This is a genomic window from Mycolicibacter sp. MU0083, from assembly GCF_963378075.1.
GTDB lineage: Bacteria > Actinomycetota > Actinomycetes > Mycobacteriales > Mycobacteriaceae > Mycobacterium > Mycobacterium kokjensenii.
Genome location: NZ_OY726394.1, coordinates 3059113 through 3084194 on the forward strand (window position 1 = coordinate 3059113; position 25082 = coordinate 3084194).

The 25082-nt window shown below is 69.2% G+C and carries 23 protein-coding genes; 11 read left to right on the plus strand and 12 right to left on the minus strand.

Annotation, left to right across the window (positions count from 1 at the left end; translation table 11 throughout):
- Positions 1-124: 124 nt before the first annotated feature.
- Both RCP38_RS14345 and RCP38_RS14350 read right to left on the minus strand, forming a co-directional pair.
- A complete protein-coding gene (locus RCP38_RS14345) occupies positions 125-1837 on the minus strand; it encodes a glycerol-3-phosphate dehydrogenase/oxidase (RefSeq protein WP_308473601.1) in 1713 nt (570 codons plus the stop codon).
- 60 nt (positions 1838-1897) lie between these two features.
- Positions 1898-3325: an NAD(P)H-quinone dehydrogenase gene (locus RCP38_RS14350; protein WP_308473602.1), complete on the minus strand. Its 1428-nt coding sequence runs from the start codon at positions 3323-3325 to the stop codon at positions 1898-1900.
- A gap of 42 nt (positions 3326-3367) precedes the next feature.
- Between RCP38_RS14350 and RCP38_RS14355 the strand changes: the two genes are divergently transcribed.
- Positions 3368-3859, plus strand: a complete 492-nt coding sequence (locus RCP38_RS14355) for a gamma-glutamylcyclotransferase family protein (RefSeq protein ID WP_308473603.1) — start codon at positions 3368-3370, stop codon at positions 3857-3859.
- A 91-nt stretch (positions 3860-3950) separates the two neighbouring features.
- On the opposite strand, the gene RCP38_RS14360 is transcribed toward RCP38_RS14355, so the two are convergent.
- Both RCP38_RS14360 and RCP38_RS14365 read right to left on the minus strand, forming a co-directional pair.
- A complete protein-coding gene (locus RCP38_RS14360; RefSeq protein ID WP_308473604.1) occupies positions 3951-4835 on the minus strand; it encodes an endonuclease domain-containing protein in 885 nt (294 codons plus the stop codon).
- A 193-nt stretch (positions 4836-5028) separates the two neighbouring features.
- Entirely contained in the window at positions 5029-6207 is a 1179-nt protein-coding gene (locus tag RCP38_RS14365) for a M20 family metallopeptidase (RefSeq protein ID WP_308473605.1), read from the minus strand.
- A gap of 37 nt (positions 6208-6244) precedes the next feature.
- Here RCP38_RS14365 and RCP38_RS14370 point away from each other — a divergent pair, with 37 nt between their 5' ends.
- Positions 6245-7054, plus strand: coding sequence for a purine-nucleoside phosphorylase (locus RCP38_RS14370; protein ID WP_308473606.1), 810 nt, complete (start codon positions 6245-6247; stop codon positions 7052-7054).
- Here the strand turns inward: RCP38_RS14370 and RCP38_RS14375 are convergent.
- Entirely contained in the window at positions 7048-8502 is a 1455-nt protein-coding gene (locus tag RCP38_RS14375) for an ArnT family glycosyltransferase (RefSeq protein ID WP_308473607.1), read from the minus strand. The genes RCP38_RS14370 and RCP38_RS14375 overlap by 7 nt on opposite strands.
- 89 nt (positions 8503-8591) lie before the next feature.
- On the opposite strand from RCP38_RS14375, the gene RCP38_RS14380 reads away from it, so the two are divergent.
- Entirely contained in the window at positions 8592-10202 is a 1611-nt protein-coding gene (locus RCP38_RS14380; RefSeq protein ID WP_308473608.1) for a phospho-sugar mutase, read from the plus strand.
- A 1-nt stretch (position 10203) separates the two neighbouring features.
- Here RCP38_RS14380 and upp read toward each other — a convergent pair whose 3' ends face one another.
- The 3 genes from upp to RCP38_RS14395 are packed head-to-tail and all read right to left on the minus strand — an operon-like array spanning position 10204 to position 13610.
- Positions 10204-10827 carry a uracil phosphoribosyltransferase gene (upp, locus tag RCP38_RS14385; protein WP_308473609.1) on the minus strand — a complete coding sequence of 208 codons (624 nt, stop codon included), beginning with the start codon at positions 10825-10827 and terminating at the stop codon, positions 10204-10206.
- 14 nt (positions 10828-10841) lie between these two features.
- The gene (locus RCP38_RS14390) at positions 10842-12182 is read right to left on the minus strand and encodes a PE-PPE domain-containing protein (RefSeq protein WP_308473610.1); all 1341 of its coding nucleotides are present in this window, start codon (positions 12180-12182) and stop codon (positions 10842-10844) included.
- 3 nt (positions 12183-12185) lie between these two features.
- Positions 12186-13610 carry a PE-PPE domain-containing protein gene (locus RCP38_RS14395; protein ID WP_308473611.1) on the minus strand — a complete coding sequence of 475 codons (1425 nt, stop codon included), beginning with the start codon at positions 13608-13610 and terminating at the stop codon, positions 12186-12188.
- A gap of 249 nt (positions 13611-13859) precedes the next feature.
- Here RCP38_RS14395 and satS point away from each other — a divergent pair, with 249 nt between their 5' ends.
- Both satS and RCP38_RS14405 read left to right on the plus strand, forming a co-directional pair.
- The gene (gene satS, locus RCP38_RS14400; protein ID WP_308473612.1) at positions 13860-15128 is read left to right on the plus strand and encodes a protein export chaperone SatS; all 1269 of its coding nucleotides are present in this window, start codon (positions 13860-13862) and stop codon (positions 15126-15128) included.
- A gap of 216 nt (positions 15129-15344) precedes the next feature.
- A complete protein-coding gene (locus tag RCP38_RS14405) occupies positions 15345-15929 on the plus strand; it encodes an LGFP repeat-containing protein (protein ID WP_308473613.1) in 585 nt (194 codons plus the stop codon).
- Positions 15930-15996: 67 nt separating this feature from the next.
- On the opposite strand, the gene RCP38_RS14410 is transcribed toward RCP38_RS14405, so the two are convergent.
- Genes RCP38_RS14410 through RCP38_RS14420 form a run of 3 tightly spaced genes read right to left on the minus strand, consistent with a single transcriptional unit; the run spans position 15997 to position 18777 of the window.
- Positions 15997-17085 (minus strand): adenosine deaminase, encoded by a 1089-nt coding sequence (locus tag RCP38_RS14410; protein WP_308473614.1) that lies wholly within the window; start codon positions 17083-17085, stop codon positions 15997-15999.
- A 7-nt stretch (positions 17086-17092) separates the two neighbouring features.
- Complete coding sequence (locus RCP38_RS14415; protein WP_308473615.1) at positions 17093-18388, minus strand: thymidine phosphorylase; 1296 nt, start codon at positions 18386-18388, stop codon at positions 17093-17095.
- Positions 18385-18777, minus strand: coding sequence for a cytidine deaminase (locus tag RCP38_RS14420; RefSeq protein WP_308473616.1), 393 nt, complete (start codon positions 18775-18777; stop codon positions 18385-18387). The genes RCP38_RS14415 and RCP38_RS14420 overlap by 4 nt, the downstream gene beginning before the upstream one ends.
- A 239-nt stretch (positions 18778-19016) precedes the next feature.
- Between RCP38_RS14420 and sdhC the strand changes: the two genes are divergently transcribed.
- From sdhC to RCP38_RS14450, 6 genes are all read left to right on the plus strand, one after another.
- The gene (sdhC, locus tag RCP38_RS14425; protein ID WP_373692523.1) at positions 19017-19451 is read left to right on the plus strand and encodes a succinate dehydrogenase, cytochrome b556 subunit; all 435 of its coding nucleotides are present in this window, start codon (positions 19017-19019) and stop codon (positions 19449-19451) included.
- Positions 19448-19912 (plus strand): succinate dehydrogenase hydrophobic membrane anchor subunit, encoded by a 465-nt coding sequence (locus RCP38_RS14430; protein ID WP_308473619.1) that lies wholly within the window; start codon positions 19448-19450, stop codon positions 19910-19912. Before sdhC ends, RCP38_RS14430 begins: the two co-directional genes overlap by 4 nt.
- A gap of 33 nt (positions 19913-19945) precedes the next feature.
- The gene (gene sdhA, locus RCP38_RS14435; protein ID WP_308473620.1) at positions 19946-21700 is read left to right on the plus strand and encodes a succinate dehydrogenase flavoprotein subunit; all 1755 of its coding nucleotides are present in this window, start codon (positions 19946-19948) and stop codon (positions 21698-21700) included.
- Positions 21700-22569: a succinate dehydrogenase iron-sulfur subunit gene (locus RCP38_RS14440; protein ID WP_308473621.1), complete on the plus strand. Its 870-nt coding sequence runs from the start codon at positions 21700-21702 to the stop codon at positions 22567-22569. The genes sdhA and RCP38_RS14440 overlap by 1 nt, the downstream gene beginning before the upstream one ends.
- Positions 22570-22672: 103 nt before the next feature.
- Positions 22673-23467, plus strand: coding sequence for a phosphatidylethanolamine N-methyltransferase family domain-containing protein (locus RCP38_RS14445; protein WP_308473622.1), 795 nt, complete (start codon positions 22673-22675; stop codon positions 23465-23467).
- A gap of 131 nt (positions 23468-23598) precedes the next feature.
- Positions 23599-24174: a carboxymuconolactone decarboxylase family protein gene (locus RCP38_RS14450; protein WP_308473623.1), complete on the plus strand. Its 576-nt coding sequence runs from the start codon at positions 23599-23601 to the stop codon at positions 24172-24174.
- On the opposite strand, the gene RCP38_RS14455 is transcribed toward RCP38_RS14450, so the two are convergent.
- The gene (locus RCP38_RS14455; RefSeq protein WP_308473624.1) at positions 24171-25067 is read right to left on the minus strand and encodes a sigma-70 family RNA polymerase sigma factor; all 897 of its coding nucleotides are present in this window, start codon (positions 25065-25067) and stop codon (positions 24171-24173) included. The two genes, RCP38_RS14450 and RCP38_RS14455, sit on opposite strands and share 4 nt — an antisense overlap.
- Between the last annotated feature and the right edge of the window lie 15 nt (positions 25068-25082).

The following is a 25082-nucleotide window of genomic DNA, read 5'->3' on the forward strand; positions in this document are numbered from 1 at the left end:
TGATCCAGCTCATGGGCAGAAAGTAACCTTGTTGGAAATATGTGTCAATCTCATGTAAATGCTGATATCAGCCTAAATGTACGGAAACATTTCCCCGAACATACCCGCGGTAATGAATCTCGGTTCAGGTAAGCGGAATCGGCTCCAGAATCTCGGCCCGGGCTTCGGGCGCACTCGCCCGCAGCGCGTCCGCCGACTCGTCGTCGGGCTGTTCCTGCGAGAGGATCTCCGCCTCCACCCGCGCGGCGTAGTTGGCCACCTCCGCCGCAACGGCGGCGTCGTCCCAGCCGAGCGCCGCGGCCATCACCTCGGCGACCTCCTGCGCACAGTTGACACCGCGGTGCGCGTATTCGATGGCGATCCGGGTCCGCCGGGCCAGAACGTCCTCGAGATGCAGCGCCCCCTCGGCGAGGGCCGCATAGGCGACCTCCACCTTCAGGTAGGTGGGTGCCTCGGCGATCGGATCCAACAGGTCGGGTTGCCCGTCGGCCAGCGCCAGCACATCGTGGATCAGCGAACCGTAGCGGTCCAACAGATGCCGCACCCGGTAGGGATGCAGCCCCTGCTCGGCCCCGACGTGCTCGGCCTGGTTGACCAGGGCAAAGTAACCGTCCGCACCCACCAGCGGCACCTTCTCGGTGATCGAGGGCGCCACCCGCGTCGGGACGTACTCGGCGGCCGCGTCGATGGCATCGGCGCCCATCACCCGGTAGGTCGTGTACTTGCCGCCGGCGATGGCCACCAGCCCCGGCGACGGGACGGCCACGGCGTGCTCCCGCGAAAGCTTGGAGGTGTCGTCGTTCTCCCCGGCCAGCAGCGGGCGCAGGCCCGCGTAGACGCCCTCGATGTCGGCGTGGGTCAGCGGAGTGGCCAACGCGGTGTTGACGTGGGTCAGGATGTAGTCGATATCGGCCTTGGTGGCCGCCGGATGCGCCAGGTCCAGATTCCAGTCGGTGTCGGTGGTGCCGATGATCCAGTGCGTGCCCCACGGGATGACGAACAGCACCGACTTCTCGGTCCGCAGGATGATCGCCGCCTCGCTGACGATCCGGTCCCGCGGCACCACGATGTGCACGCCCTTGGAGGCCCGCACGTGGAACCGGCCGCGCTGACGCGACAGCGCCTGGATCTCGTCGGTCCACACCCCGGTGGCGTTGACCACGACATGACCGCGGACCTCGGTGGTCCGGCCGTCCTCGGAATCGCGGACCCGCACCCCGGTCACCCGGTCGCCTTCGCGCAGCAGCGCGACCACCTGCGTCGAGCTTCGGACCACCGCGCCGTAGTGCGCCGCGGTGCGCACCACGGTCAGGGTGTGCCGGGCGTCGTCGACGACGGTGTCGAAGTAGCGGATGCCGCCGATCAGCGCACTGCGCTTGAGCCCGGGGCTCAGCCGCAGCGCACCGGCGCGAGTCAGATGCCGTTGCGCGGGAACCGATTTCGCCCCACCCAACTGGTCGTAGAGGAAAATTCCGCTGGCCACATACGGCCGCTCCCACCACCGCCGGGTCAGCGGGTACAGAAACGGCAGCGGCTTGACCAGGTGCGGCGCCAGCGTCGTCAGCGACAGTTCGCGTTCGTGCAGCGCCTCGCGCACCAGGCCGAACTCCAACTGCTCGAGATAGCGCAGTCCACCGTGGAACATCTTCGAGCTTCGGCTCGACGTCCCGGCGGCGAAGTCTCGCGCCTCGACCAGGGCCACCTTGAGGCCGCGGGTGGCGGCGTCGAGCGCGCTTCCGGCGCCCACCACCCCACCGCCGATCACCACTACGTCGAACTGCTCGTCGCCCAGACGTTCCCAGGCCTCTGCTCGTTGGTCAGGTCCCAGCGTGCTCACGTGTGTCAGGCTACGTGGCCGCCCGATCGCCTCGACTGTGACGCTCGCCTTAGCGTCGAATCAGTCCAGGTCGTCGTGCGTCATCAGCCGCCGCGCGGCCTCGGTCAACGACCCCGACAACGACGGATACACCGCCAGCGTCTGCGCCAGGTCGGTCACGGTGATCCGGTTCTGCACCGCCAGCGCGATCGGCAGGATCAGCTCCGAGGCGATCGGAGACACCACCACGCCACCGATCACGGTTCCGGTCGCCGGCCGGCAGAACAGCTTGAGGAACCCGTAGCGCATCCGGCTCATCTTGGCGCGGGCGTTGGTCTGCAGCGGCAGCATCACGGTGCGGGCGGGCACCGTGCCGTCGTCGATCTGCGACTGCGGCACCCCGACCGCGGCGATCTCGGGATGGGTGAACACCGCCGCGGCGACCGTGCGCAACCGGATCGGGGCCACGGCCTCCCCCAGCGCGTGATACATCGCGATCCGGCCCTGCATCGCCGCGACCGAGGCCAGCGGCAACAGCCCGGTGCAGTCACCGGCGGCATAGATACCCGGTACCGGCGTCCGCGAGACCCGGTCCACCGGCACGTAACCGCCCGGCCCGAGGGCGATCCCGACCCGCTCCAGGCCCAGCCCGGAGGTGTTGGGCACCGAGCCGACGGTCATCAGCGCATGGCTACCGGTCACGGTGCGGCCGTCGGCCATCGTCACCAGCACGCCGTCACCCTCGCGGGTCACCGAGGCGGCGCGGGCGTTCTTGACCAGGGTGACGCCGCGTTCGGCGAACACGCTCTCCAGCACCCGGGCGGCGTCGGGGTCCTCGTGCGGCAGCACCCGGTCGCGGCTGGCCACCACCGTCACCTTGACGCCGAGTTCGGTATAGGCGTTGACGAACTCCGCGCCGGTGACCCCGGAACCCACCACCACCAGGTGGTCGGGCAGGGTGTGCAGGTCGTAGAGCTGCCGCCAGGTCAGGATCCGTTCGCCGTCGGGTTCGGCGCCGGGCAGGGTGCGGGGGCTGGCGCCGGTGGCGATCAGGACCACGTCGGCGTCGAGGACGCGTTGCGCATCGTGCCCGTGCGCGGTGACCCGGATCCGATGGTGTATTCGGCCGGGTTCGGGGTCGATCAGCTCGCCGCGGCCGGCGATGACCTCCACACCGGAGTTGAGCAGCTGGGTCCGGACGTCGTCGGACTGCGCGACGGCCAGCGACTTCACCCGTTCGTGGATCCGATCCAGCTCGATCTCGGCGTCGGTGACGTCGATGTCGAAACCCAGGTGAGGCGCGCGCCGCAGTTCGGTACGCACCCCGGACGAGGCGATGAAGGTTTTGGACGGGACGCAGTCCCACAGCACGCAGGCCCCGCCGATGCCGTCGGCGTCGACCACCGTGACCGATACCGCATCGGGTCCTTTGGCCGCCGCGACCAGTGCCGCCTCGTAACCGGCCGGCCCGCCGCCGACGATCACGATCCGTGTCGAGGGAGAAGTCACAGCGACTAACCTATCCGGGTCGCGGCGTTTAAGATTTCTGCCGTGCCGCTCTACGCCGCCTACGGGTCAAACATGCATCCCGAACAGATGCTGCAACGGGCGCCGCATTCCCCGATGACCGGCACCGGCTGGCTGCACGGATGGCGGCTGACGTTCGCCGGCGAGGACATCGGCTGGGAGGGCGCCCTGGCAACCGTGGTCGAAGACCCGGACTCGAAGGTGTTCGTCGTGCTCTACGACGTCACCCCCGAGGACGAGAAGAACATGGACAGCTGGGAGGGCTCGGAGTTCGGCGTCCACAAGAAGATCCGGCTGCGGGTGGACCGGGTGGACGGGATCAGCTCGGACCCGGTCGATCGTGAGCCGGCGCCGGTGCTGGCGTGGCTGTACGTGGTGGACGCCTGGGAGCGTGGGCTGCCCTCGGCCCGGTACCTCGGTGTGGTGGCCGAAGCGGCCCAGATCGCCGGCGCCCCAGAGGAATACGTGCGCGATCTGCAGACCCGCCCGGCGCGCAATATCGGCCCCGGGAGTTAGCCCGTTTTTGCCGCGAGCGTGCGCGTCTGCACCGCGACACGCCGCAAAATCCGTACAACTGCGCACGCTCACGGGCCGGTGATTTGACCGGTCAGGCCGCGGCACGCGCCAGGTGCGTCTCGATGCGGCGGATGGTCTGGTTCGGCCGGCGGCGAACGTCGTCGACGATGATCGGGATCACCACCCAGCCCATCTCCTCCAATGCCGCGCGCCGCTGCCGTTCGTAGACGAACGCGGTCGGGCCCTCGTGCCAGTCGAGGCCGTCGTATTCGACGGCGACCCGCAACTCCGGCCAGGCGAAGTCCAGGCGCCATAGCCGGTTGGCGCGATCCCGCAACCTGTACTGCAGGACCGGGCGCGGCAGCCCGGCGTCGATCATCATCAGCCGCGATTCGCTTTCCATCGCAGAATCCGCCAGTGGGTCGGCCAGCGGCAGCAGATCGCGGACGGCCACGATGCCGCGGCGGCCCGCCTGCCGGAGGGCGGCGCGCTGCAAACCGGCGCGCGAACAGGTGCCACTGCGCAGTGCGGCGTCCAGCGTTGCCAGCGCCCGTGGTCGACGCAGCGCGCGGGCCACCTCGATCGCGGTCCATTCCGGGGCGGTGGCCGGCCGGCCGGCGACCTCGCTTATCGGTGCGCCCTCGCGGCGGTGCACCACCAATCCGTCCGCCGATCGCAGTTGTTGATCGGGCGGGTTGAGAACGTGCAGATCCGCGGGTTCCTCGGTGTCGAACCCGTAGGCGGCCGCGGCGGTTCCCAGGCAGATGGCGACGTCGGTTCCGGTGGCCAGGTCCAGTCCGCGCAGCAGCAGTTCATCACTCGCTTTGCCGTGACCGTAGATTCCATACCAAATCTTCTGCAGTGGGCCATGTTTCAGCTCTGCTTCCAGGCCGCGGCGAGTGATGACGGTCAGCACTTGGCCGGACGTCGCCACTCCGCCCTGCCGGTCGAGTAGGTCACGCAATCGAGAATCCATGCCGGCGATCGTCGGCGTCCGGCCGCTGCGGCGGTGTACACCGGCGGCGCGGACCGCCGCGAACTGTGGACAAAGCCCGAATTGTGCACAGTCCTGCCGGCGTGAGGGTGCACAGTTGTACGGAATTTACGGCGTGTTGGCGTACAGACACGCACGGTCACGGAGTGGGCAGCGGGGTGAGAGGGAGAGGGGCCTAGAGCAGGCCGGCCTGCTCTACTAGGCCGGCCATCACCTGCACACCCACCGCCAGGGCCCGCTCGTCGAGATCGAACGTCGGCTGGTGCAGATCCAATTGCGGGCCGTCGCCCGACCACACCCCGAGCCGGGCCATCGCACCGGGCACCTGCTCCAGATACCAGGAGAAGTCTTCTCCCCCACCGGATTGCTGGGTCGCCGCGAGCACGTCGGGCCCGATGGCCTCGATCGCATGCGTCAACAGTTGCGTCGACACCTCTTCGTTGACCACCGGCGGGACACCGCGGTGGTAGTACAGCGTGTGCTGAATGTTCAACGGCGCCAACAGGGATGCGACGGCGTCCTCGACGATGCCCTGCATCGCCAGCCAGGTGTCCCGGTTGGCGGTGCGCACCGTGCCGGCCAGCCGGCCGGCCTGCGGGATGGCGTTGGCGGCGGCACCGGAATTGACCGCCCCCCAGACCATCACCGTGCTGTTGCGCGGGTCGATGCGCCGGGACAGCACCGCGGGCAGCCCGGTGATCAATGTGCCCAACCCGTAGACCAGATCCGCGGTCAGATGCGGCCGGGAGGTGTGGCCGCCCGGGCCGGAGACGGTGATCTCGATGGTGTCGGCCGCCGACGTGATCGGCCCGGCGATGGTGGCCACCCGGCCGACCTCCAGCCGCGGGTCGCAGTGCAGCGCGAAGATCCGGCTGACCCCGCTGAGCACCCCCGCCGAGATGGCGTCGATCGCACCGCCGGGCATCAGCTCCTCGGCGGCCTGGAACACCAACCGGACCCCCACCGGCAATTCCGGGGCGGACGCCAGCGCCAGCGCGGCGCCCAGCAGGATCGAGGTGTGCGCGTCGTGACCGCAGGCGTGCGTCACACCCGGCACCAGCGAGGCGTACGGGGCGCCGGTCTGCTCGGTCATCGGCAACGCGTCGATATCGGCGCGCAGCGCGATACGGGGACCGTCCTCCGGCCCGAAATCACAGGTCAGCCCGGTTCCGGTGGGCAGCACCTTGGGGTTGAGGCCGGCACCGGCGAGGCGTTCGGCGACGAACTGGGTGGTGGCGAACTCTTGTCGGCTCAGCTCCGGGTGCCGGTGCAGATGGCGTCGCCAGGCCACCAATTCGTCGGCGTGGCCGGCCAGCCACGCCTCGACGGCGGTGGACACGGACGCTGCAGACATTCACGCAGTATCCCATTGCGGCGCACGATTAAACTCAGTGCCTGTGACGGTACCGCTGGCAACACAGGCCGCGGCGGCGGTGGCCCGGCGCACCGGCGTCGGCAACCACGACGTGGCGATCGTGCTGGGTTCGGGTTGGGCGCCGGCGGTGGCCGCCCTCGGCACGGCAACGGCCACCATGCCGATGGCGGACCTGCCCGGCTTCAGTACGCCGACCGCGGCGGGCCACACCGGCGAACTGGTGTCGATGCAGATCGGTGCGCACCGGGTGCTGGTGCTGGTCGGGCGGATCCACGCCTACGAGGGTCATCCGCTCGACGACGTGGTGCGGCCGGTCCGCATGGCGGTGGCCGCCGGGGCCACCACCGTGGTGTTGACCAACGCCGCCGGTGGACTGCGGGCCGGCTACGAGGTAGGCCAGCCGGTGCTGATCAGCGATCATCTGAACATGACCGGGCGCTCCCCGCTGCAGGGCGCGCACTTCGTCGACATGGTCGACGCCTACACCCCGTCGCTGCGCGCCCTGGCCCTGCAGGTGGACCCGAGCCTGGCCGAGGGCGTCTACGCGGGCATGCCCGGACCGCAGTACGAGACCCCCGCCGAGATCAGGATGCTGCGCACGCTCGGCGCCGACCTGGTGGGCATGTCGACGGTGCACGAGGCGATCGCGGCGCGGGCGGCCGGAGCCCAGGTGCTGGGCGTGTCCCTGGTGACCAATCTGGCCGCCGGGATCACCGGAGAGCCGCTCAGTCACGCCGAGGTGCTGGCCGCCGGCCGGGAGTCCGCGGGCCGGATGGGCGCCCTGCTGGCCGAGGTGATCGCGCGGCTACCCGTCCCCGCTCAGTAGCCGACGCCCGAGCTGTGCCGCATCCGCGGCCACATCGCCGCCCAACTGCCCCGCGGTTCGGTGCACCGATAGATCCTGGCGCCGCTCTCCCCGGTCCGTACACCGCTGGGGAACCTGATCGATGCCACGTAGTCGACCTGTTTCCAGTATTGGTTGAACAGCCGGACCGGGAATCGCCCGACGCACAACACGGTGTCGGCGTCGTCGTCCGGTGGCCCCCACTGGGCGTAGTTGCTGTCGCCGCTGACCACCGGGCGGTCGATCCCGGCGGCCGGCCCGAGAATCCGCAGTGCCGAGGCTTCGCCGTAGTTGCTGGTGAAGATCGGCGCCCCGTCGGGCAGCGTCGACGCCGCGTCGGCCACCTGATCGACGAACTGCTGCCAGCCGTAGGTCTCCATCGGGACGGGGTTGACCTTGCGCAGTGCGGTGGCGGTCGCCGGGGGCAGCACCGGTAGGCAGAACACGACCGCACCCAGGAACGACGCCACCAGCGCGGTCGCCCACCCCCACGGCCGCCGGTCGGGGTCCCCGCCTTCGATACGGACCGCACCGGCGGCGAAGAGCGCGGCCAGCACCGGACCCGCGTAGTAGCAACGCCCGCCGGTGGCCACGCACAGCACCAGCACCACCACCGGAACCACCAGGATCCAGCGGTGTTCGCGGCGTTCGTCCGACGCCAGCCAGCCGGCCCCGATCGCCCACAGCAGCACCAGCAGCGGCCCGGCGTACAACAGCAACAGCAACGGCAGCTGGGTCAACGACCCCCAGGGTCCGCCCATCCGCACCGACATCGCGTGCGCGAAGGTCATGTTCGGCCAGTCGTGCTGGGCGTTCCAGATCAGGTTCGGCACGGCCATGGCGACCGCCACCAGCCCGGCCAGCCACGGGCCTGCGCCGCGCAACGCGTCGCGCCGAAACACCACCAGGCCCACCGCGATGCCGACGAGCAGCAGCACCACGGTCTGTTTGGCCTCCAGGCCGATGCCGGCGACCACGCCGGCCGGCAGCCACGCCACCACGGTCGCCTTCCGCAGCGCCCGCGCCACCAACACCAGCACCGCGATCCAGATCAGCTGGTCGACGACGGTCGTCCCGAAGAACATGGCCGCACCCATGAACAGCGGGCTGGCCGCGACCGCGGCGGCACTGATCGTCTGGGCGACCCGCCGGCCGCCGAACTCCGCGGCCAGCACCGCCGCCAGCACGATGCAGCCCAGGTGTATCGCGATCGCCAGTACCCGGAGGCCGGCCAGACCACCGAGGGCGGCGACCCGCGCCAGCAGTGGCACCAGCGGCGGATGGTCGAAGTATCCCCACGCCGGGTGCTGACCGCAGACCACGTAGTAGAACTCGTCGGGATGCCAGCCGTACCGCAGCGCGAACACTCCGTGCACCACGGCCGCGATGGCCGCCACGACGGCAACCGGCACGATTGTCGAGCGACTCACCGGCACTCCATCGTCAGACCCGGCAGAAACGCCAGAATGGTAGCGCGTGGTGCGCGCTTCCGGACACACCGCTTGCCACAATCGACGCTGTGAACCCCGAGCAGTGGATCGCCCACGACCCGGACCCGGTGACCGCCGCAGAACTCCGTGCGTGCAGCCCCGCCGAGTTGGCCGCCCGTTTCGCCGCACCGCTGCGGTTCGGCACCGCCGGGCTGCGCGGGCCGGTGCGGGGCGGGCCCGACGCGATGAATCTGGCGGTGGTACTGCGGGCCAGCTGGGCGGTGGCCCGGGTGCTGTCGGCACACCGGCGCCCGGGCTCCACGGTGGTGGTCGGTCGCGACGCGCGGCACGGTTCGGCGGAATTCGCCAAGGCCACCGCGGAAGTGCTCTGCGCCGCAGGCTTTTCGGTGGTGGCGCTTCCCGAACCGCTGCCGACGCCGGTGCTGGCGTTCGCAGTGCGCCATCTCGGTGCCGCCGCCGGCATCCAGATCACCGCCTCACACAACCCGGCGGCCGACAACGGTTACAAGGTGTACTTCGACGGCGGGATACAGATCGTGTCGCCGACCGACACCGAGATCGAGGCGGCGATGGCCGAGGCTCCCCCGGCCGACGCGATCGCCCGGCGCCCGGTCGCCCCGGCCGGCACCGAACTGGTGGCCCGTTACGTGGCGCAGGCGGCCGCGGTGCGGCGGAATCGCGGCCGGGTCACGGTGGCGCTGACCCCGCTGCACGGGGTCGGTGGCAAGACTGCGCTCGAGGCACTGCGTTCGGCGGGGTTCACCGACATCCACACCGTGGCCGGTCAATTCGATCCGGACCCGGACTTCCCCACGGTGGCCTTCCCCAATCCGGAGGAGCCCGGCGCCACCGATGCGTTGTTGGCGTTGGCCGCCGAGGTCGACGCCGACGTGGCGATCGCCTTGGACCCCGATGCCGACCGGTGCGCCGTCGGCGTCCGCGGCACCGCGGGGTGGCGGATGCTCACCGGCAACGAAACAGGTTGGCTGCTGGGCGATTATCTGTTGTCGCAGCTGCCGGCCGGTCGGGCGTCCGGCGCGGTGGTGGCCAGCAGTGTGGTGTCGTCGCGGATGCTGGCGCGCATCGCGCGGCGTTACGGGGCACGCCATGTGGAGACGTTGACCGGATTCAAGTGGTTGGCGCGTGCCGACGACGGGAGCCCCGGAGCCACGCTGGTCTACGCCTACGAGGAGGCGATCGGCTACTGCGTGAACCCGGATGCGGTGCGCGACAAGGACGGCATCAGCGCGGCGGTGCTGGCCTGTGATCTGGTGGCGGCGTTGCGGGCGAAAGGCGGTTCGGTGCCCGCCGCGCTGGACGATCTGGCCCGCCGGCACGGTGTCCACGTCACCGATGCGGTGACCCGGCGGGTCGCCGACCCCGCCGAGGCGGCCGCGGTGATGGCGCGGCTTCGCAGCGACCCGCCGAGTGCGCTGGCCGGATTCGCGGTCACCGTCACCGACCTGCTGCACCGGGACGGACCGGCCACCGATGCCTGCGAATTCACCGGCGAGCGCGACGGCACGACGGTACGGGTGGTGGTGCGGCCGTCGGGAACCGAACCGAAACTCAAGTGCTATCTCGAGGTCGCCCGGCCACCCGAGGGCGACCTCGCCGCGGACCGCGCGCAGGCCGTCGCGGTCTGTGCGGCGCTGGCCGATGCGGTCCGCGCCTGGTAGCTCAGCGCGGCCCGAATTGGCGGTCCCCGGCGTCGCCGAGGCCCGGCACGATATAGGCGTCCGCGTCCAGGCCGTCGTCGACGGCGGCGGTGATCAACCGGACTTCCGGCGCGGCCTTCGTCAGTGCCGCAACACCTTCCGGTGCGGCCACCACACACAGCACGGTGATGTCGGCGGCGCCGCGGTCGATAAGCAGTCCCAGGGTGTGCACCAGCGAGCCACCGGTGGCCAGCATCGGATCGAGCACCAGCACCGGCCGGCCGCTCAGATCGGCCGGCAGCGACGCCAGATACGGGACCGGCTGGTGAGAGGTCTCGTCGCGTGCCACGCCGACGAAGCCGACCTGCGCTTCGGGGATCAGGCTGTGTGCGGCCTCGACCATGCCCAGTCCGGCGCGCAGCACCGGCACCAGCAGCGGCGGTGCCGCCAGTCGCGCGCCGACGGTGTCGGTCAGCGGGGTGCGCACCGGTACGGCTTCGCGGGGTGCTTCGCGGGTGGCCTCGTAGACCAGCATCCAGGTCAGATCGCGCAGGGCCGCCCGGAACACCGCGTTGTCGCTGCACCGGTCGCGCAGCGTGGTCAACCGTGCCGCGGCCAGCGGATGGTCGACGATGCGCACGTTCATGCCCGGAACCCTAGTCATGCACCCAGTGCGTTGAGGATCTCGAAGAACACCGCGCCGGTCTCCAGCACCGGCGCCAGCGAGATCAGCGGTTCGCCGTTGAACACCGCGTCGGGTCCCAGCCACGCGGCGACGTCCAGTGACTCGGCCACCTGCTGCCAGGCGTCCAGCAGATAGGCGTCCACCGCGTTGGTGAGCCGGTAACCGGTCAGCAGCACGTCGACCAGATCGGTCGGCAACGGATCCCATCCGGCGAACCCCAGTAGGTCGTTGACCGGGTCGACGACGGTGTGCACGGCGGCGTACTGCAGGCCGGCGAACATCTGCAGGGGATCCATCCGCAGCACGAATCCGGCCACATCGGAACCGTCGGCCAATTCCCCGCTCGCGGTGACCGCCCACGGCCCCACGGCATCGGTGCCGTTGATCCCGACGAACGGGTTGCCCGGGTTGCCGTAGCCCCAGTCGACGATCAGGGTCAGCATCGGCGCCAGGGCGTCGGCGATGACCTTGCCGACGTCGCCGAGTTGGTACAGCGGCCACAGCAGCGGCAGCGGCTGGGGAATCAGGTAGAAGTCGGTGTCACCGATGCGGCCCAGGTCGACGGTGTCGGCCAGGTTGTCGAAGTCGGCGTAGGAGAAATGCACCGTCGCGGTCCCGATCAGGGCGTTGACCATGGCGAGCAGGTTGGCGGGGTCCTGCGGAAAGTTGGCCAGGCCGTCGTAGGCGCCGGTGTAGATGTCGGTGTCGAACCCGCTGGTCGGGGTCGGCCCGATGCTCAACGGGATGCCCAGGAACGGCAGGTGCACCGGCTGGTCGCCCCACAGCGGATAGGCCGGGAAGCGGGTCAGAACGCCGCCGAGCGGGTTGCTGGGGTTGCCGACCAGCACGAAGTGCAGGGCGTCGAGGTCGTAACCGGAGCCCGGCCCGGCGGCCAGCAGGTCGATCATCTCCTGGGTGGAGATGGTGGCGCTCTGCGAGTAGCCGAACACCGTGACGCTCGAACCGTCGCTCAGTTGCGGGGCCAGCGCGGCGTGCAGGATCTCCACGCCGCGGGCCACCGACTCGGCGAACGTCAGATAGGGATTGGGCGGGGGCAGGCAGACCAGCGGGCAGAACTGCTCGGGGGTGACCAAACCCTGGAAATGATGGTCGGGAAACATCGGCTGACCGGGGAACCACGGCACGGCGGACGGCAGGTACCGGACCGTCACGTCGTCGAGGTAGTCACCGACGCTGGGGTCGGGGATGCTGGTCGGCCCCATGATCCAGCCGTCGTCGGCGGCTGCCGTGCCGGGCCCGACCGTCAGCACCGATACCGCGAGCAGGAGGGCACCCAGGGGGTGCGTGCGGCGCATCGGTCAGGAGTCGAGGTAGCCGGCGAGGCTGAAGCCGACCCCGATCAGGTCCAGCAGCGGCTGCGCGGACAGCAGCGGCGCGCCGTTGAAGACGGCGTCGGGCCCGAGCACGTCGAGCAGGTCCCACTCGGTCGCCAGGTCGTGCCACCCGGTGAGCAGCATCTGGTCGATGTCGAGCGTGAAGTGATAGCCGGTCAGCAGCGCGTCGACGAAATCCTGGGACAACGGGTCCTGGCCGGCGAAGCCGAGCAGGTCGTTGATCGGGTCGACGAGGGTGTGCACGGCGGCGTACTGCAGCCCGGCCAGCATCTGCAGGGGGTCCATCCGGAGCAGGAATCCGGCGGCATCGGTGTCGTGGGACAGTTGGCCGGTCGCGGTGACCGCCCAGGCCCCGGCGGCCCCGATCGGGTCGACGCCGTCGACGCTGATGCCGGCGTCGGGGGCTCCGGGGTTGCCGTAGGACCAGTCGATGTAGAGCTTGAGCAGCGGGGTCAGGGCGTCGCCGAGGACCTTGCCGAAGTCGCCCAGGCCGTAGACGGGTCCGAGGATGGGCAGCTGCTCGGGCAGCATGTAGTAGTCGGTGTTGCCGATCGAGCCGAGCTCGATGACGTTGGCGAGGTTGTCCTGGAAGTAGGAGTTGTGCACCGCGCCGATCCCCATCAGGGCGTTGATGACGGCCAGCAGGTTGGTGGGGTCCTGCGGGAACACCGCCCAGCCGTCGTACTCGGTGGCGTAGACGTCGGTGGTGAACGGGCCGGTCGGAGTCGACTCGATGCCCATCGGGATGTTCAGGAACGGGATGCGTTGCATGTCCCCGTCGAATCCGTCCGGGAAGTGCAGTCGGGTCAGGATGCCGCTGATCGGGTTGTTCGGCGCGCCGATCAGCACGAAGTGCAGGTTGTCCGGGTCGAAACCAAGACTGTCGCCGCTCGGATCCCCGGCGAGCAGGTCGTGCATGGCCAGGGTGGCGATCACCGAGCTCTGGGAGAAGCCGAACACCGTGACGTCGTCGCCTGCTTCCAGCTGCGGCAGGATCGCGGCCTGCAGGTTGGCCAGCCCCTGCGCCAGCGACTCGCCGAAGTCCACCTGCGGCACCGGCAGCGGCTGGCAGACGATCGGGCAGAACTGTTCCGGGGTGACCAGCCCGTTGAGCTCATAGCCCGGGTAGGTCGTCTGGCCGGGGAACCACGGGGTGGCCGGTTGCAGGTAGTAGTCCCGCACCAGGTCCATGTAGTCACCGATCGTCGGGTCGGCGGTACCGGTGCCGGTCATGATCCAGCTCTCGCTGCCCAGCAGCGCCAGATCGCGGCCGACCGCGGTGAGCAGTTTCTCCGCCGGTACTGCGGCCGCGGGAATCAGCGGCGACGCGGCAGCGATCAGCACGGCCGACAATCCCGCCCCCAACGGATGCATTCGCTTGATCCCCATCGCAGACCTCCTCGGCCGTACCGAAATTCCTCCGGCTAATTTTTGCCTCCGCCTGACAGGGTCACATTAATCTATTAGGCGAAATTCAGTGTCGACTTTCTTTCAGATAACAACCGTTGTCAAATTGGAGTGCCTCGCGCACCGCACGACGCCGTTCGCCGGACTTCGCCGCCCCGGGCACGCGCCGAACCGCCGGGCTATCGACGCCCTTGAGCCGGGCCGCGGACGACCGCCGTTATTCTGTGCGCCATGGCAGCTGACCTCGTTCCGATCCGCCTCGAGTTGACCGCGGGCGACCGCTACACCCTGTGGGCACCGAGTTGGCGTGACTCCGGTGACGAGTGGCAGGCGTTCCTGGGCAAGGACGACGACCTCTACGCCTTCGAGTCCGCCGCCGAACTGGCCGCATTCGTCCGGAGCAGCACCGACAACGACCTGGCCGATCACCCCAGCTGGGCGCGGCTGGTCGAGGCCAACGCCCACCGGCTCGACCCGGCCCCCGACGACCGCTACGACCTGATCGCGGTCGAGGAACTGCTGCTGCAGAAGCCCACCGCGACGTCCGTCGACGCGCTGGCCCGCGCGCTGGAGATCGTCTCGGCGATCGGGTCGGTGTGCGACCTGCCGGCGGTGACGAAATTCTTCAACGGCAACCCCAACCTGGGCTGGCTGACCGGCGGTGTGGACAACTTCACCGGCCGGGCCGGCCGCAAGCGCTGGGAGGCGATCGCGCAGATCATCGGCCGTAGCTGGAGCAGCGCGCTGGCCGCGATCGAAGAGATCGTCACCACCCCCGAGGTCGACGCCGCGGCGGTGTCGCGGGCCGCCGACGAGCTCGCCGGACCGGCACCCGCCGAACCGGAGCCCATCGCCGAGGACACCGACGGCGCCGACGCCGCGGGCGATGACGAGACCGCCGTCGCCGCCGCCGGCGAGCGCGCCGCGGGCGACCGGGTCGTTCTCGGCGGTGACGCCAACTTCTGGGCCAAGGTGGGCATCGACCCGATCCGCATCATCACCGACAACGGGACGTTCTTCACCCTGCGCTGCTACCTCGGCGACAACCCGGTGTTCCTGGGCCGCAACGGCCGGATCAGCGTGTTCGGTTCCGAACGGGCGCTGGCCCGCTATCTGGCCGACGAACACGACCACGACCTGTCCGACCTGAGCACCTACGACGACATCCGGACCGCCGCCAACGACGGTTCGCTGTCGATCGACATCACCGACGACAACGTCTACGTGCTGTCCGGGATGACCGACGACCTCACCGACGGGCCCACCGCGGTGGACCGTGAGCAGCTGGAACTGGCCGTGGAGTTCCTGCAGGACGTGGGCACCTACGCCGAGGACGGCGTGGTCGCCGATGCGCTGCAACCGGACCGCCCGCTGGGCCGGATGGTCAGCTACGTGCTGGATCGGGAGTCGGTTTCCGAGCCGCAGCGCCCGTACGCTCCGGTGGTCAAGGAATGGGAACAGCTCGAGCAGTTCGTGCAGTCGCGGCTTCGGCGCGAATAGCGTCTTCCACCCCTCGCACCGTCCGTCCGCCCATGTAGACCGGCGGAACAGCACCGCGTCCGACGTGGTCGGTACCGCGGAAATTCACCGGAATTGCGGCCATTATTTGCCCGATTTCATTGCCGCGTGCGCCAAATCCCGGATAACATCTGGCGCGATAGCACTCGGGCCGGTCCGTGTTGTTTGCGGGGCCCTTCCAATTCGAAAGGACTACACATGCGCAAGGCAACACAGCGGGCCGCAGCAGTATCCGCCGCAGTTTTGGGGGTCGCACTTATCGGCACGGGTTGCAGCGGCGAAGCCAAGGAGAAGACCAACGACGCCCTCAGCTCGGCCAGCTCGGTTGCCTCGCAGGCCAGCTCGGTTGCGTCTTCGGCCAGCTCGGCGATCTCGTCGGCGGTCACCGCCCCCGACGAGGAAGGCGCCGCCAGCTCCACGGTGATGACCGGTGAGGACGGCAAGGAGTACACCGTCTCCGGCGCCATCCTGGCCAAGCTGGACTCGCTGGACGCCACCGCCAAGCAGGACCTGGGCGAGCCGATCGCCGCTGAGCAGAAGAACCCCGACGGCGGCACCTACCAGCAGTTCGACGGCGGTGTCATCGTCCACACCACCCGTTCGTACGTGGTGTGGGGCAAGATCCGCGACAAGTGGAACGAGCTGGGCGGCTCGCAGGGCAAGCTCGGCTACCCGACCAGCGACGAGACCACCAACGCCGACGGTGCCAAGCAGAGCACCTTCGAGCACGGCATCATCACCTGGAAGGACGGCGACACCGAGGCCACCGTCACCGAGCACTGACCTCCCTCCGGAAGCCGGGCGATCGCAACCGCGATCGCCCGGCTTTCGCCGTTCCGGGGGCGGGTTGTCAGCCGATCAGCGCCGCATAACGCGGTTTGATCACCTCTTCGATGATCTCCACCCGCTGATCGAACGGGATGAACGCCGATTTCATCGCGTTGACGGTGAACCGCTGCAGATCGGCCCAGCCGTAGTCGAACGTCTCGGCCAGCACCGCCATCTCATCGGTCATGGTGGTGTCGCTCATCAGCCGGTTGTCGGTGTTGACCGTCACCCGCAGCCGGGCCCGGGCCAGCAGGTCGAACGGGTGCTCGGCGATGCTGCCGACGGCACCGGTCTGCACGTTCGAGCTCGGGCACAGCTCCAGCGGCACCCGCTTGTCGCGCAGGATCGCGGCCAGCCGGCCCAACCGCACGGTCCCGTCGTCGCCGACGGTGATGTCGTCGGTGATCCGCACCCCGTGCCCGAGCCGGTCGGCGCCGCAGAACGCGATCGCCTCGTGGATCGACGGCAGCCCGAACGCCTCGCCGGCGTGGATGGTGAACCGGGCGTTGTGGTCTCGCATGTATTCGAATGCGTCCAGGTGCCGGCTGGGCGGGTAGCCGGCTTCGGCGCCGGCGATGTCGAAACCGACCACTCCCTTGTCACGGAACCGGATGGCCAACTCGGCGATCTCCCGCGACAGCGCGGCATGGCGCATCGCGGTGACCAGGCAGCGCACCACGATGGGCCGGCCGGCCGCGGCGGCCTCGCGTTCCCCGGCGGCGAATCCGGCCAGCACCGCGTCGGTGACCTCGTCGAAGGACAGGCCGCCTTCGATGTGCAGTTCCGGCGCGAACCGCACCTCGGCGTAGACCACGGTGTCGGCGGCCAGATCCGCCACGCATTCGGCCGCGACGCGATACAGCGCCTCGGGGGTCTGCATGACCGCCACGGTGTGGCTGAACGGTTCCAGATAGCGCTCCAGCGAGCCGCTGTGCGAGCGGGTCCGAAACCAGGTGGCCAGCTCCTCGGGATCGGTGGCGGGCAGGCCGTCGTAGCCGACCTGTCCGGCGATGTCGACGACGGTGGCCGGGCGGAGCCCCCCGTCGAGGTGATCGTGCAGCAGGGCTTTGGGGACCGCACGGATGGTCTCCCGGTTGACCGGTGTGCTCATGGCTTCATCATGGGCTTGCCTCGATGATCAGGGGGCGCGGGACCGGCGGTGTGTCGGCGACGCCGAAGCCGCCGTCGAGTTCGGCCAGCGCGGGCGCCAGCCGCTCCGCTGTGTCGGTGTAGAGGGTGAACAGGGTCTGGCCGGCGGCCACCGGCTCGCCCGGCCGGCGGTGAATCCGCACCCCGGCCCCGTGCTGCACCCGCTCCCCCGGCTTGGCTCGGCCAGCGCCGAGGCGCCAGGCCGCCTGGGCCACCGCCATCGCGTCGATGTCGCCCATGATGCCGCCGCGATCCGCGGTCAGGGTCTCGGTGCATGCGCCCATCGGCAACGGCACGCCCAGGTCACCGCCCTGGGCGGCGACCATCGCGGTGAACCGGTCCATCGCGGTGCCGTCGCGCAGGGTCTGCGCGGGATCGATGCCGTCGATGCCGGCCAACGCCAGCATCTCGGCGGCCAGCCGCACCGTCAGGTCCACCACGTCGGCCGGTCCGCCGCCGGCCAGCACGTCGAGCGATTCGGCGACCTCGATCGCGTTGCCGACGGTGCAGCCCAACGGCGTGCTCATGTCGGTGAGCAGCGCCCGGGTCGGAACCCCGTGAGCGGTGCCGAGCGCGATCATCCGGGCGGCCAGTTCGCGGGCGTCGTCGAGGTCCTTCATGAACGCGCCGGTACCGACCTTGACGTCGAGGACCAGGCCTTGCGTCCCCTCGGCGAGTTTCTTGCTCATCACCGAGCTGGCGATCAGTGGCAGCGAGTCGACCGTGCCGGTGATGTCGCGCAGCGCGTAGAGCTTGGCGTCGGCCGGCGCCAGCTGCCCGGCCGCGAACACCGCCGCACCGACCGTGCTCAGCTGCTCGGCGAGCCGGGCACCGGAGATCGTCACGTCGAACCCTGCGATCGATTCCAGCTTGTCCAGCGTGCCGCCGGTATGGCCCAGGCCGCGCCCCGAGGCGCTGGGCACCGCGGCACCGCAGGCCGCGACGACGGCCACCAGCGGCAACGTGATCTTGTCGCCGACGCCGCCGGTGGAGTGTTTATCGACGGTCGTCAGCGGTGCGCCGTCGCGGCGCAGCCCGGAGAAGTCGAAGCGCTCCCCGGAGTCGATCATCGCCGCCGTCCAGCGCACCGTTTCGGCGGCGTCCATGCCGCGCAGATAGATCGCCATCAGCAGGGCCGACATCTGCTCCTCGGCGACCCGGCCCGCGGTGTAGGCCTCGATCAGCCAGTCGATGCCGGCGTCGGGCAGCCGGTGGCCGTCGCGCTTGGCGATGATCAGCGTCGGCGCGTCGAACGACTCGCTCACGGCAGCGCCTCGGGACCGAACGCGTCGGGCAGCAATTCGGCCAACCGCCGCGCGCCCGCCGGGTGATCGATGAGCAGCTCGGCGCCGCCGTGTTCGAACAGCAGCTGCCGGCAGCGTCCGCACGGCATCAGCAGTTCCCCGGCGGCATTACCACACGACAGCGCCACCAGCCGTCCGCCGCCGCCGGAATACAGGCCGCAGACCACCGCACACTCCGCACACAGGGTCAGGCCATATGAGACATTTTCCACATTGCAGCCCGTGACGGTCCGGCCGTCGGCAGTCAGACCGGCGGCCCCGACCCGCAGCCGTGAATACGGCGCGTAGGCATTGGCGGCCGCCTCTATTGCGTTGCGCCGCAACTCATCCCAATCAATTTCTGAGGACATTCAACGAATGTTCTGTCGGTCTGAACGCATCGCATCTCCTCATCGATCCGTCGTCGGCGGCCGAAAATCAGCGTAGCGTCAGCCCTCGACTACCCGCCGGTAACATATCTGCGGTCGTTTCGGACCTGTGGATGGGTTTAGAGTCCAAGCCGAGGTTTATTGATAGCGACGGCGTTGCGGGAAGACCGCACGCACGGCAAAGCCGGGCGCAGCGGGCTGCTGCAGAAAATTTGGAGGCGTTGATGACGGCGACATCCGCCGATTCGGCGACGCCGGGAACGCGGACGAATGCGCCGCGAAACCGGCGGCAGAGTCTGTACAAGGGCGATCCGGGAATGTGGGCGTTCGCGCTGCACCGGATCACCGGGGCGGCCATTTTCTTCTTCCTGTTCGTGCACGTCCTCGACACGGCCCTGATGCGGGTGAGCCCGCAGGCCTACGACCAGGTGATCGGCACCTACAAGACCCCGCTGGTGGGTCTGATGGAACTGGGCCTGGTGGCGGCCGTGCTGTTCCACGGCCTCAACGGCGTCCGGTTGATCCTGATCGACTTCTGGTGGCAGGGCACCCGCTACCAGCGCCAGATGCTGGTGGCCGTCGGCGCCATCTGGCTGGTGGTGATGGTTCCGGTGCTGGTTCGGATCGGCATGCACATGGCGGAGCGATTTCTATGACCACACCTAACGTCCAAGGCAGCCGGGGCCCGATCGCCCCGATCATCGCCACCGACCGGGACCGGCCCGCCGGCCTCGGCGACCCCCGCGCCCCGCAGCGGCACAACGGGATGCCCAACTTCGAGAAGTACACCTGGATGTTCATGCGGTTCTCCGGCGCCGTACTGATCTTCCTGGTGCTCGGGCACCTGTTCGTCATGCTGATGATGGAAGACGGCGTGTACCGCATCGACTTCAACTACGTGGCGCAGCGCTGGCACCACCCCTACTGGCAGATCTGGGATCTGTGCCTGCTGTGGCTGGCCGAACTGCACGGCGCCAACGGCCTGCGCACGATCATCGGCGACTACACCCGCACCGCCCGCAGCCGGTTCTGGCTGACGACGCTGCTGGTGGTGTCGGTGATCTTCACACTGATGCTGGGCAGCTACGTGCTGCTGAGCTTCGACGCGACAATTTGACGGCAAATTCGGTAGCGAACGGGTGATATCGCGGTGATTCAAGAACATCGATACGACGTGGTGATCGTCGGTGCCGGCGGCGCCGGGATGCGCGCGGCCGTCGAGGCGGCCCCGCGGGCTCGCACCGCGGTGCTGACCAAGCTCTACCCGACCCGCAGCCACACCGGCGCGGCGCAGGGCGGCATGTGCGCGGCACTGGCCAACGTCGAAGACGACAACTGGGAGTGGCACGCCTTCGACACCGTCAAGGGCGGCGACTACCTGGCCGACCAGGACGCCGTGGAGATCATGGCCAAGGAGGCCATCGACGCGGTGCTGGACCTGGAGAACATGGGTATGCCGTTCTCCCGGACCCCGGAAGGCCGGATCGACCAGCGCCGGTTCGGCGGGCACACCCGCGACCACGGCAAGGCCCCGGTGCGCCGCGCCTGCTACGCCGCGGACCGCACCGGCCACATGATCCTGCAGACCCTGTACCAAAACTGCGTCAAGCACGGCGTGGAGTTCTTCAACGAGTTCTACGTGCTGGACCTGGTGCTCACCGAGACCCCGAGCGGTCCGGTCGCCACCGGCGTGGTGGCCTACGAGCTGTCCACCGGTGACATCCACGTCTTCCACGCCAAGGCGATCGTGTTCGCCACCGGCGGGTCGGGCCGGATGTTCAAGACGACCTCCAACGCCCACACCCTGACCGGTGACGGCATGGGCGTGGTGTTCCGCAAGGGCCTGCCGCTGGAGGACATGGAATTCCACCAGTTCCACCCGACCGGCCTGGCCGGCCTGGGCATCCTGATCTCCGAAGCCGTGCGCGGCGAGGGCGGCCGGTTGCTCAACGCCGACGGCGAACGGTTCATGGAGCGCTACGCCCCGACGATCGTCGACCTGGCCCCACGTGACATCGTGGCCCGTTCCATGGTGCTCGAGGTGCTCGAGGGCCGCGGCGCCGGACCGAACAAGGACTACGTCTACATCGACGTGCGGCACCTCGGCGAGGAAGTGCTCGAGGAGAAGCTGCCCGACATCACCGAGTTCGCCCGCACCTACCTGGGCGTGGACCCGGTCAAGGAACTGGTGCCCGTCTACCCGACCTGCCACTACGCGATGGGCGGCATCCCGACCACCAACACCGGGCAGGTGCTGCGCGACAACACCAACACCGTGCCGGGCCTGTTCGCCGCCGGCGAGTGCGCCTGCGTGTCGGTGCACGGCGCCAACCGGTTGGGCACCAACTCGCTGCTGGACATCAACGTGTTCGGCCGGCGGGCCGGTATCGCCGCGGCCGAATACGCCAACTCGCACGAGTTCGTCGAGATGCCGGAGAACCCGGCCGGCATGGTGACCGACTGGGTGTCGGACATCCTGTCCGAGCACGGCAACGAGCGCGTCGCCGACATCCGCGGCGCCCTGCAGCAGTCGATGGACAACAACGCCGCGGTGTTCCGCACCGAGAAGACCCTCAAGCAGGCGCTGAGCGACATCCACGCGCTCAAGGAGCGCTACGCCCGCATCACCGTGCACGACAAGGGCAAGCGTTTCAACTCCGACCTGCTCGAGGCGATCGAACTCGGCTTCCTGCTGGAACTGGCCGAGGTCACCGTGCTCGGTGCCCTCAACCGCAAGGAATCCCGTGGCGGTCACGCCCGCGAGGACTACCCCAACCGGGACGACGCCAACTACATGCGCCACACCATGGCCTACAAGCAGGGCACCGACCTGATCTCCGAGATCCGGCTGGACTACAAGCCGGTGGTGCAGACCCGCTACGAACCGAAGGAACGGAAGTACTGATGTCCTCCTCAGCTGACTCGGGTTGCTGCTCGTCCGAGGGCGGTTGCTGCTCGCCTGGGCCGTCGAGCACGGCCCCGGCGGCGCTGGTCGACAACGCCCCCGCCGGTGACCCGCCACTGCCCCCGGTCCCCGAGGGCGCGCACATGGTCACCCTCAAGATCGCCCGGTACAACCCGGACAACCCCGACCAGTACGCGGCCACCGGCGGCTGGCAGAGCTTCCGGGTGCCGGCACTGCCCAGCGACCGGCTGCTGAACCTGCTGATCTACGTCAAGAGCTACCTGGACGGCTCGCTGACGTTCCGCCGATCCTGCGCGCACGGTGTGTGCGGTTCCGACGGTGTGCGGGTCAACGGCAACAACAAGCTGGCCTGCAAGCTGCTGATGCGCGACGTGCTGCCCAAGAAGCCGGGCAAGGAGGTCACGCTGACCATCGAGCCGCTGCGCGGCCTGCCGGTGGAAAAAGACCTCATCGTCGACATGGAACCGTTCCTGGACGCCTACAAGGCGATCAAGCCGTACCTGATCACCTCCGGCAACCATCCCACCAAGGAATACATCCAGAGCCAGAGCGACCGGCACCGCTACGACGACACCACCAAGTGCATCCTGTGCGCCATCTGCACCACGAGCTGCCCGGTGTACTGGAGCGAGGGCGCCTACTTCGGTCCGGCCGCGATCGTCAACGCCCACCGGTTCATCTTCGACAGCCGTGACGAGGGTGCCGCGGAGCGTCTGGACATCCTCAACGAGGTCGACGGGGTGTGGCGTTGCCGCACCACGTTCAACTGCACCGATGCCTGCCCGCGTGGCATCGAGATCACCAAGGCGATCCAGGAGGTGAAGCGGGCCCTGATGTTCGCCCGCTGATCTTCTGCGCGGTTGTGCCCGCAAGCAGTCACCGAAGCCCACATTCGCGCCAGGCGATGGGGGCTTCGGTGTCTGCTCGGCAGCGTCGTGATAGGACTCTGGGATGCACTGGTACACCGGCGACACCGTTTTCGACACCGTCCTGACCGCGGCATTCGCCTTCGCGGCATTCGTGATCATCGGCGGGTTCTTCGGGCAGAGCTCCTACGGCCGGTTCTCGACGACCAAGCTCGGCCTGAACCTCAATCCGAAGTTCGGCTGGTGGCTGATGGAGATCCCGGCGACGGTGGTGTTCCTGGCGGCCTACCTGTGCGGGCCGCACCGTTTCGAGCCGACATCGCTGGTGCTGGCCGGGATCTGGGCGCTGCACTACGCCAACCGCGGCTGGTTCTTCCCGCTGGCCATCCGCCAGGTGCCCGGCAAGCGCAGCACGTTCAACATCTCGGTGGTGGTGATGGGCATGCTCGTCACCTCCATGCACGGCTTCCTCAACGGCGCCCTGTTCAGCCACGACTACTTCGGCCTCTACCACGGCACCGAGTGGCTGACCGACCCGCGGTTCCTGATCGGCCTGGCGGTCTACCTGTGCGGGTTCGCGCTGATCGTGAACTCCGAGTCGATCGTGCGCAACCTGCGCGACAAGAACAACCCGGGCGGCGCGGAGTACAAGATTCCGTTCGGCGGCGGCTACCGGTTCGTCACCAGCCCCGCCTATCTGGGCGAGATGACGGCGTGGGCGGGCTTCGCGATCCTGACCTGGGCGCTGCCCGGGGTCGCCATCCTGCTGATCACCGCCGGCAACCTGATCCCCCGCGCCCTGGGCACCCACAAGTGGTACCAGGAGAAGTTCGTCGACTACCCGACCGACCGCAAGGCGCTGGTTCCGTTCCTGATCTGAGGCGCGCCCGCTCCGGTGCTGCGAGCGTGCACGGTTGTACGGCCAGCGCGGCGTGTCGCCGAGCAGACACGCTCGCTCGCGCAAAAACTAAAAAGCCGTCACGAGTCGGCGGCCCGGTTCGTCTAACGGGTATGACTACTTCCACACGTATCGAACCGCTGTCCCCCGCCGAGGCCAACCCGCTGGTGCGGACCATGTACCGCTACACCAGGCGGCGCTTCGGTGAGGTCCCCGAACCGTTCACCGTGATCGCCCACCATCCGCGCCTGCTGATGGCCACCGCCGTGCACGAGGGCCTGGTGCAGTCGGCGTCGCGCACGCTGCCCGCCGGGGTACGCGACCTGGCGGTGTTCTGGACCGCGCGCACCATCGGCTGCTCCTGGTGCGTGGACTTCGGCGCCATGCTGTCGCGACTGGAGGGCCTGGACGTCGAGCGCCTCACCGAGATCGACGACTATGCGACCTCGCCGCGCTTCACCGACGACGAGCGGGCCGCGATCGACTACGCCGACGCGGTCACCACCGACCCGCACCGCGTCACCGACGAGCAGGTCGCCGATCTGCGGCGCCGCTTCGGTGACGACGGCGTCGTCGAACTGACCTACCAGATCGGGATCGAGAACATGCGGGCCCGGATGTACTCGGCGCTGGGCATCACCGAGCAGGGCTTCAGCTCCGGCGACGCCTGCCGGGTGCCGTGGGCTTAGCCGGACCGCAGCGGTGAGCCGGTGAACTTGTCCGGGTTGGCGATGTCCCAGATCGCCACCACCAGTCCGTCGCGCACGCTCATCGCGGTGACCCGCGGCAGCAGCGCGGGATAGCCGTCGGCCTCGGGTGCGCCGGGGGTATAGGCGCCGAGGTCGCCGTTGACCAACGCCGGCCGGTTGGTGGTCACCAGCACCGGGCCGTAGCGTCGCGCCAGGCCGAGCAGGAACCGCGCCACCTTCTGCGGGCCGACGATGACCCGCGCGGCGGTCGGCGCCCGGCGGTTCGAGTCACCGGTGAAGGTGACGTCGGGATGCAGCAGCGCCACCACCGCGGCCAGATCCCCGGTCGCCATCGCCGCCATCAGGGCGCCGACGGCCTCGTCGTGGCCCGGATCGGGGTGGGGTGCGGGATCGGCGGCGACGGCCTTGCGGGCCCGCGACGCCAACTGGCGGGCGGCCGCCTCGGTGGTGTCGAGCACCGCGGCCACTTCACCGAACGGCACCGCGAACCCGTCGTGCAGCACGAAGGCCACCCGCTGATCGGGAGTCAGCCGCTCCAGCACCACCATCGCGGCGTACCGGGCGTCCTCACCGGCCACCACCGCGGCCAGCGGGTCGTCGTCGAACCCGGTCACCACCGGCTCGGGCAGCCACTCCCCGACATAGGACTCGCGGCGCCGCGCCGCCGACCGCAGCCGGTCCAGACCGAGCCGGCTGACCACCGTGGTCAGCCAGGCCCGCGGGTCGCGAATCTGATCACGCTCGGCGGCGGCGAAGCGCATCCAGGCGTCCTGCACGATGTCCTCGGCGTCGGCGAAGACCCCGGTGAGCCGGTAGGCCACCGCCAGCAGATGCGGCCGCAACGCCTCGAAGTCCTCCACCGCCGCCGTCATCGCCCCAGCCTAAGC

What these genes read in the sequence shown, in the direction of transcription:
- RCP38_RS14360 (WP_308473604.1), bottom strand. Translation starts at nt 4,835, where the DNA reads ATGGATTCTCGATTGCGTGACCTACTCGACCGGCAGGGCGGAGTGGCG.
- RCP38_RS14365 (WP_308473605.1), bottom strand. Translation starts at nt 6,207, where the DNA reads ATGTCTGCAGCGTCCGTGTCCACCGCCGTCGAGGCGTGGCTGGCCGGC.
- upp (WP_308473609.1), bottom strand. Translation starts at nt 10,827, where the DNA reads ATGAACGTGCGCATCGTCGACCATCCGCTGGCCGCGGCACGGTTGACC.
- RCP38_RS14390 (WP_308473610.1), bottom strand. Translation starts at nt 12,182, where the DNA reads ATGCGCCGCACGCACCCCCTGGGTGCCCTCCTGCTCGCGGTATCGGTG.
- RCP38_RS14395 (WP_308473611.1), bottom strand. Translation starts at nt 13,610, where the DNA reads ATGGGGATCAAGCGAATGCATCCGTTGGGGGCGGGATTGTCGGCCGTG.
- satS (WP_308473612.1), top strand. Translation starts at nt 13,860, where the DNA reads ATGGCAGCTGACCTCGTTCCGATCCGCCTCGAGTTGACCGCGGGCGAC.
- RCP38_RS14405 (WP_308473613.1), top strand. Translation starts at nt 15,345, where the DNA reads ATGCGCAAGGCAACACAGCGGGCCGCAGCAGTATCCGCCGCAGTTTTG.
- RCP38_RS14410 (WP_308473614.1), bottom strand. Translation starts at nt 17,085, where the DNA reads ATGAGCACACCGGTCAACCGGGAGACCATCCGTGCGGTCCCCAAAGCC.
- RCP38_RS14420 (WP_308473616.1), bottom strand. Translation starts at nt 18,777, where the DNA reads ATGTCCTCAGAAATTGATTGGGATGAGTTGCGGCGCAACGCAATAGAG.
- RCP38_RS14430 (WP_308473619.1), top strand. Translation starts at nt 19,448, where the DNA reads ATGACCACACCTAACGTCCAAGGCAGCCGGGGCCCGATCGCCCCGATC.
- RCP38_RS14440 (WP_308473621.1), top strand. Translation starts at nt 21,700, where the DNA reads ATGTCCTCCTCAGCTGACTCGGGTTGCTGCTCGTCCGAGGGCGGTTGC.
- RCP38_RS14445 (WP_308473622.1), top strand. Translation starts at nt 22,673, where the DNA reads ATGCACTGGTACACCGGCGACACCGTTTTCGACACCGTCCTGACCGCG.
- RCP38_RS14450 (WP_308473623.1), top strand. Translation starts at nt 23,599, where the DNA reads ATGACTACTTCCACACGTATCGAACCGCTGTCCCCCGCCGAGGCCAAC.
- RCP38_RS14455 (WP_308473624.1), bottom strand. Translation starts at nt 25,067, where the DNA reads ATGACGGCGGCGGTGGAGGACTTCGAGGCGTTGCGGCCGCATCTGCTG.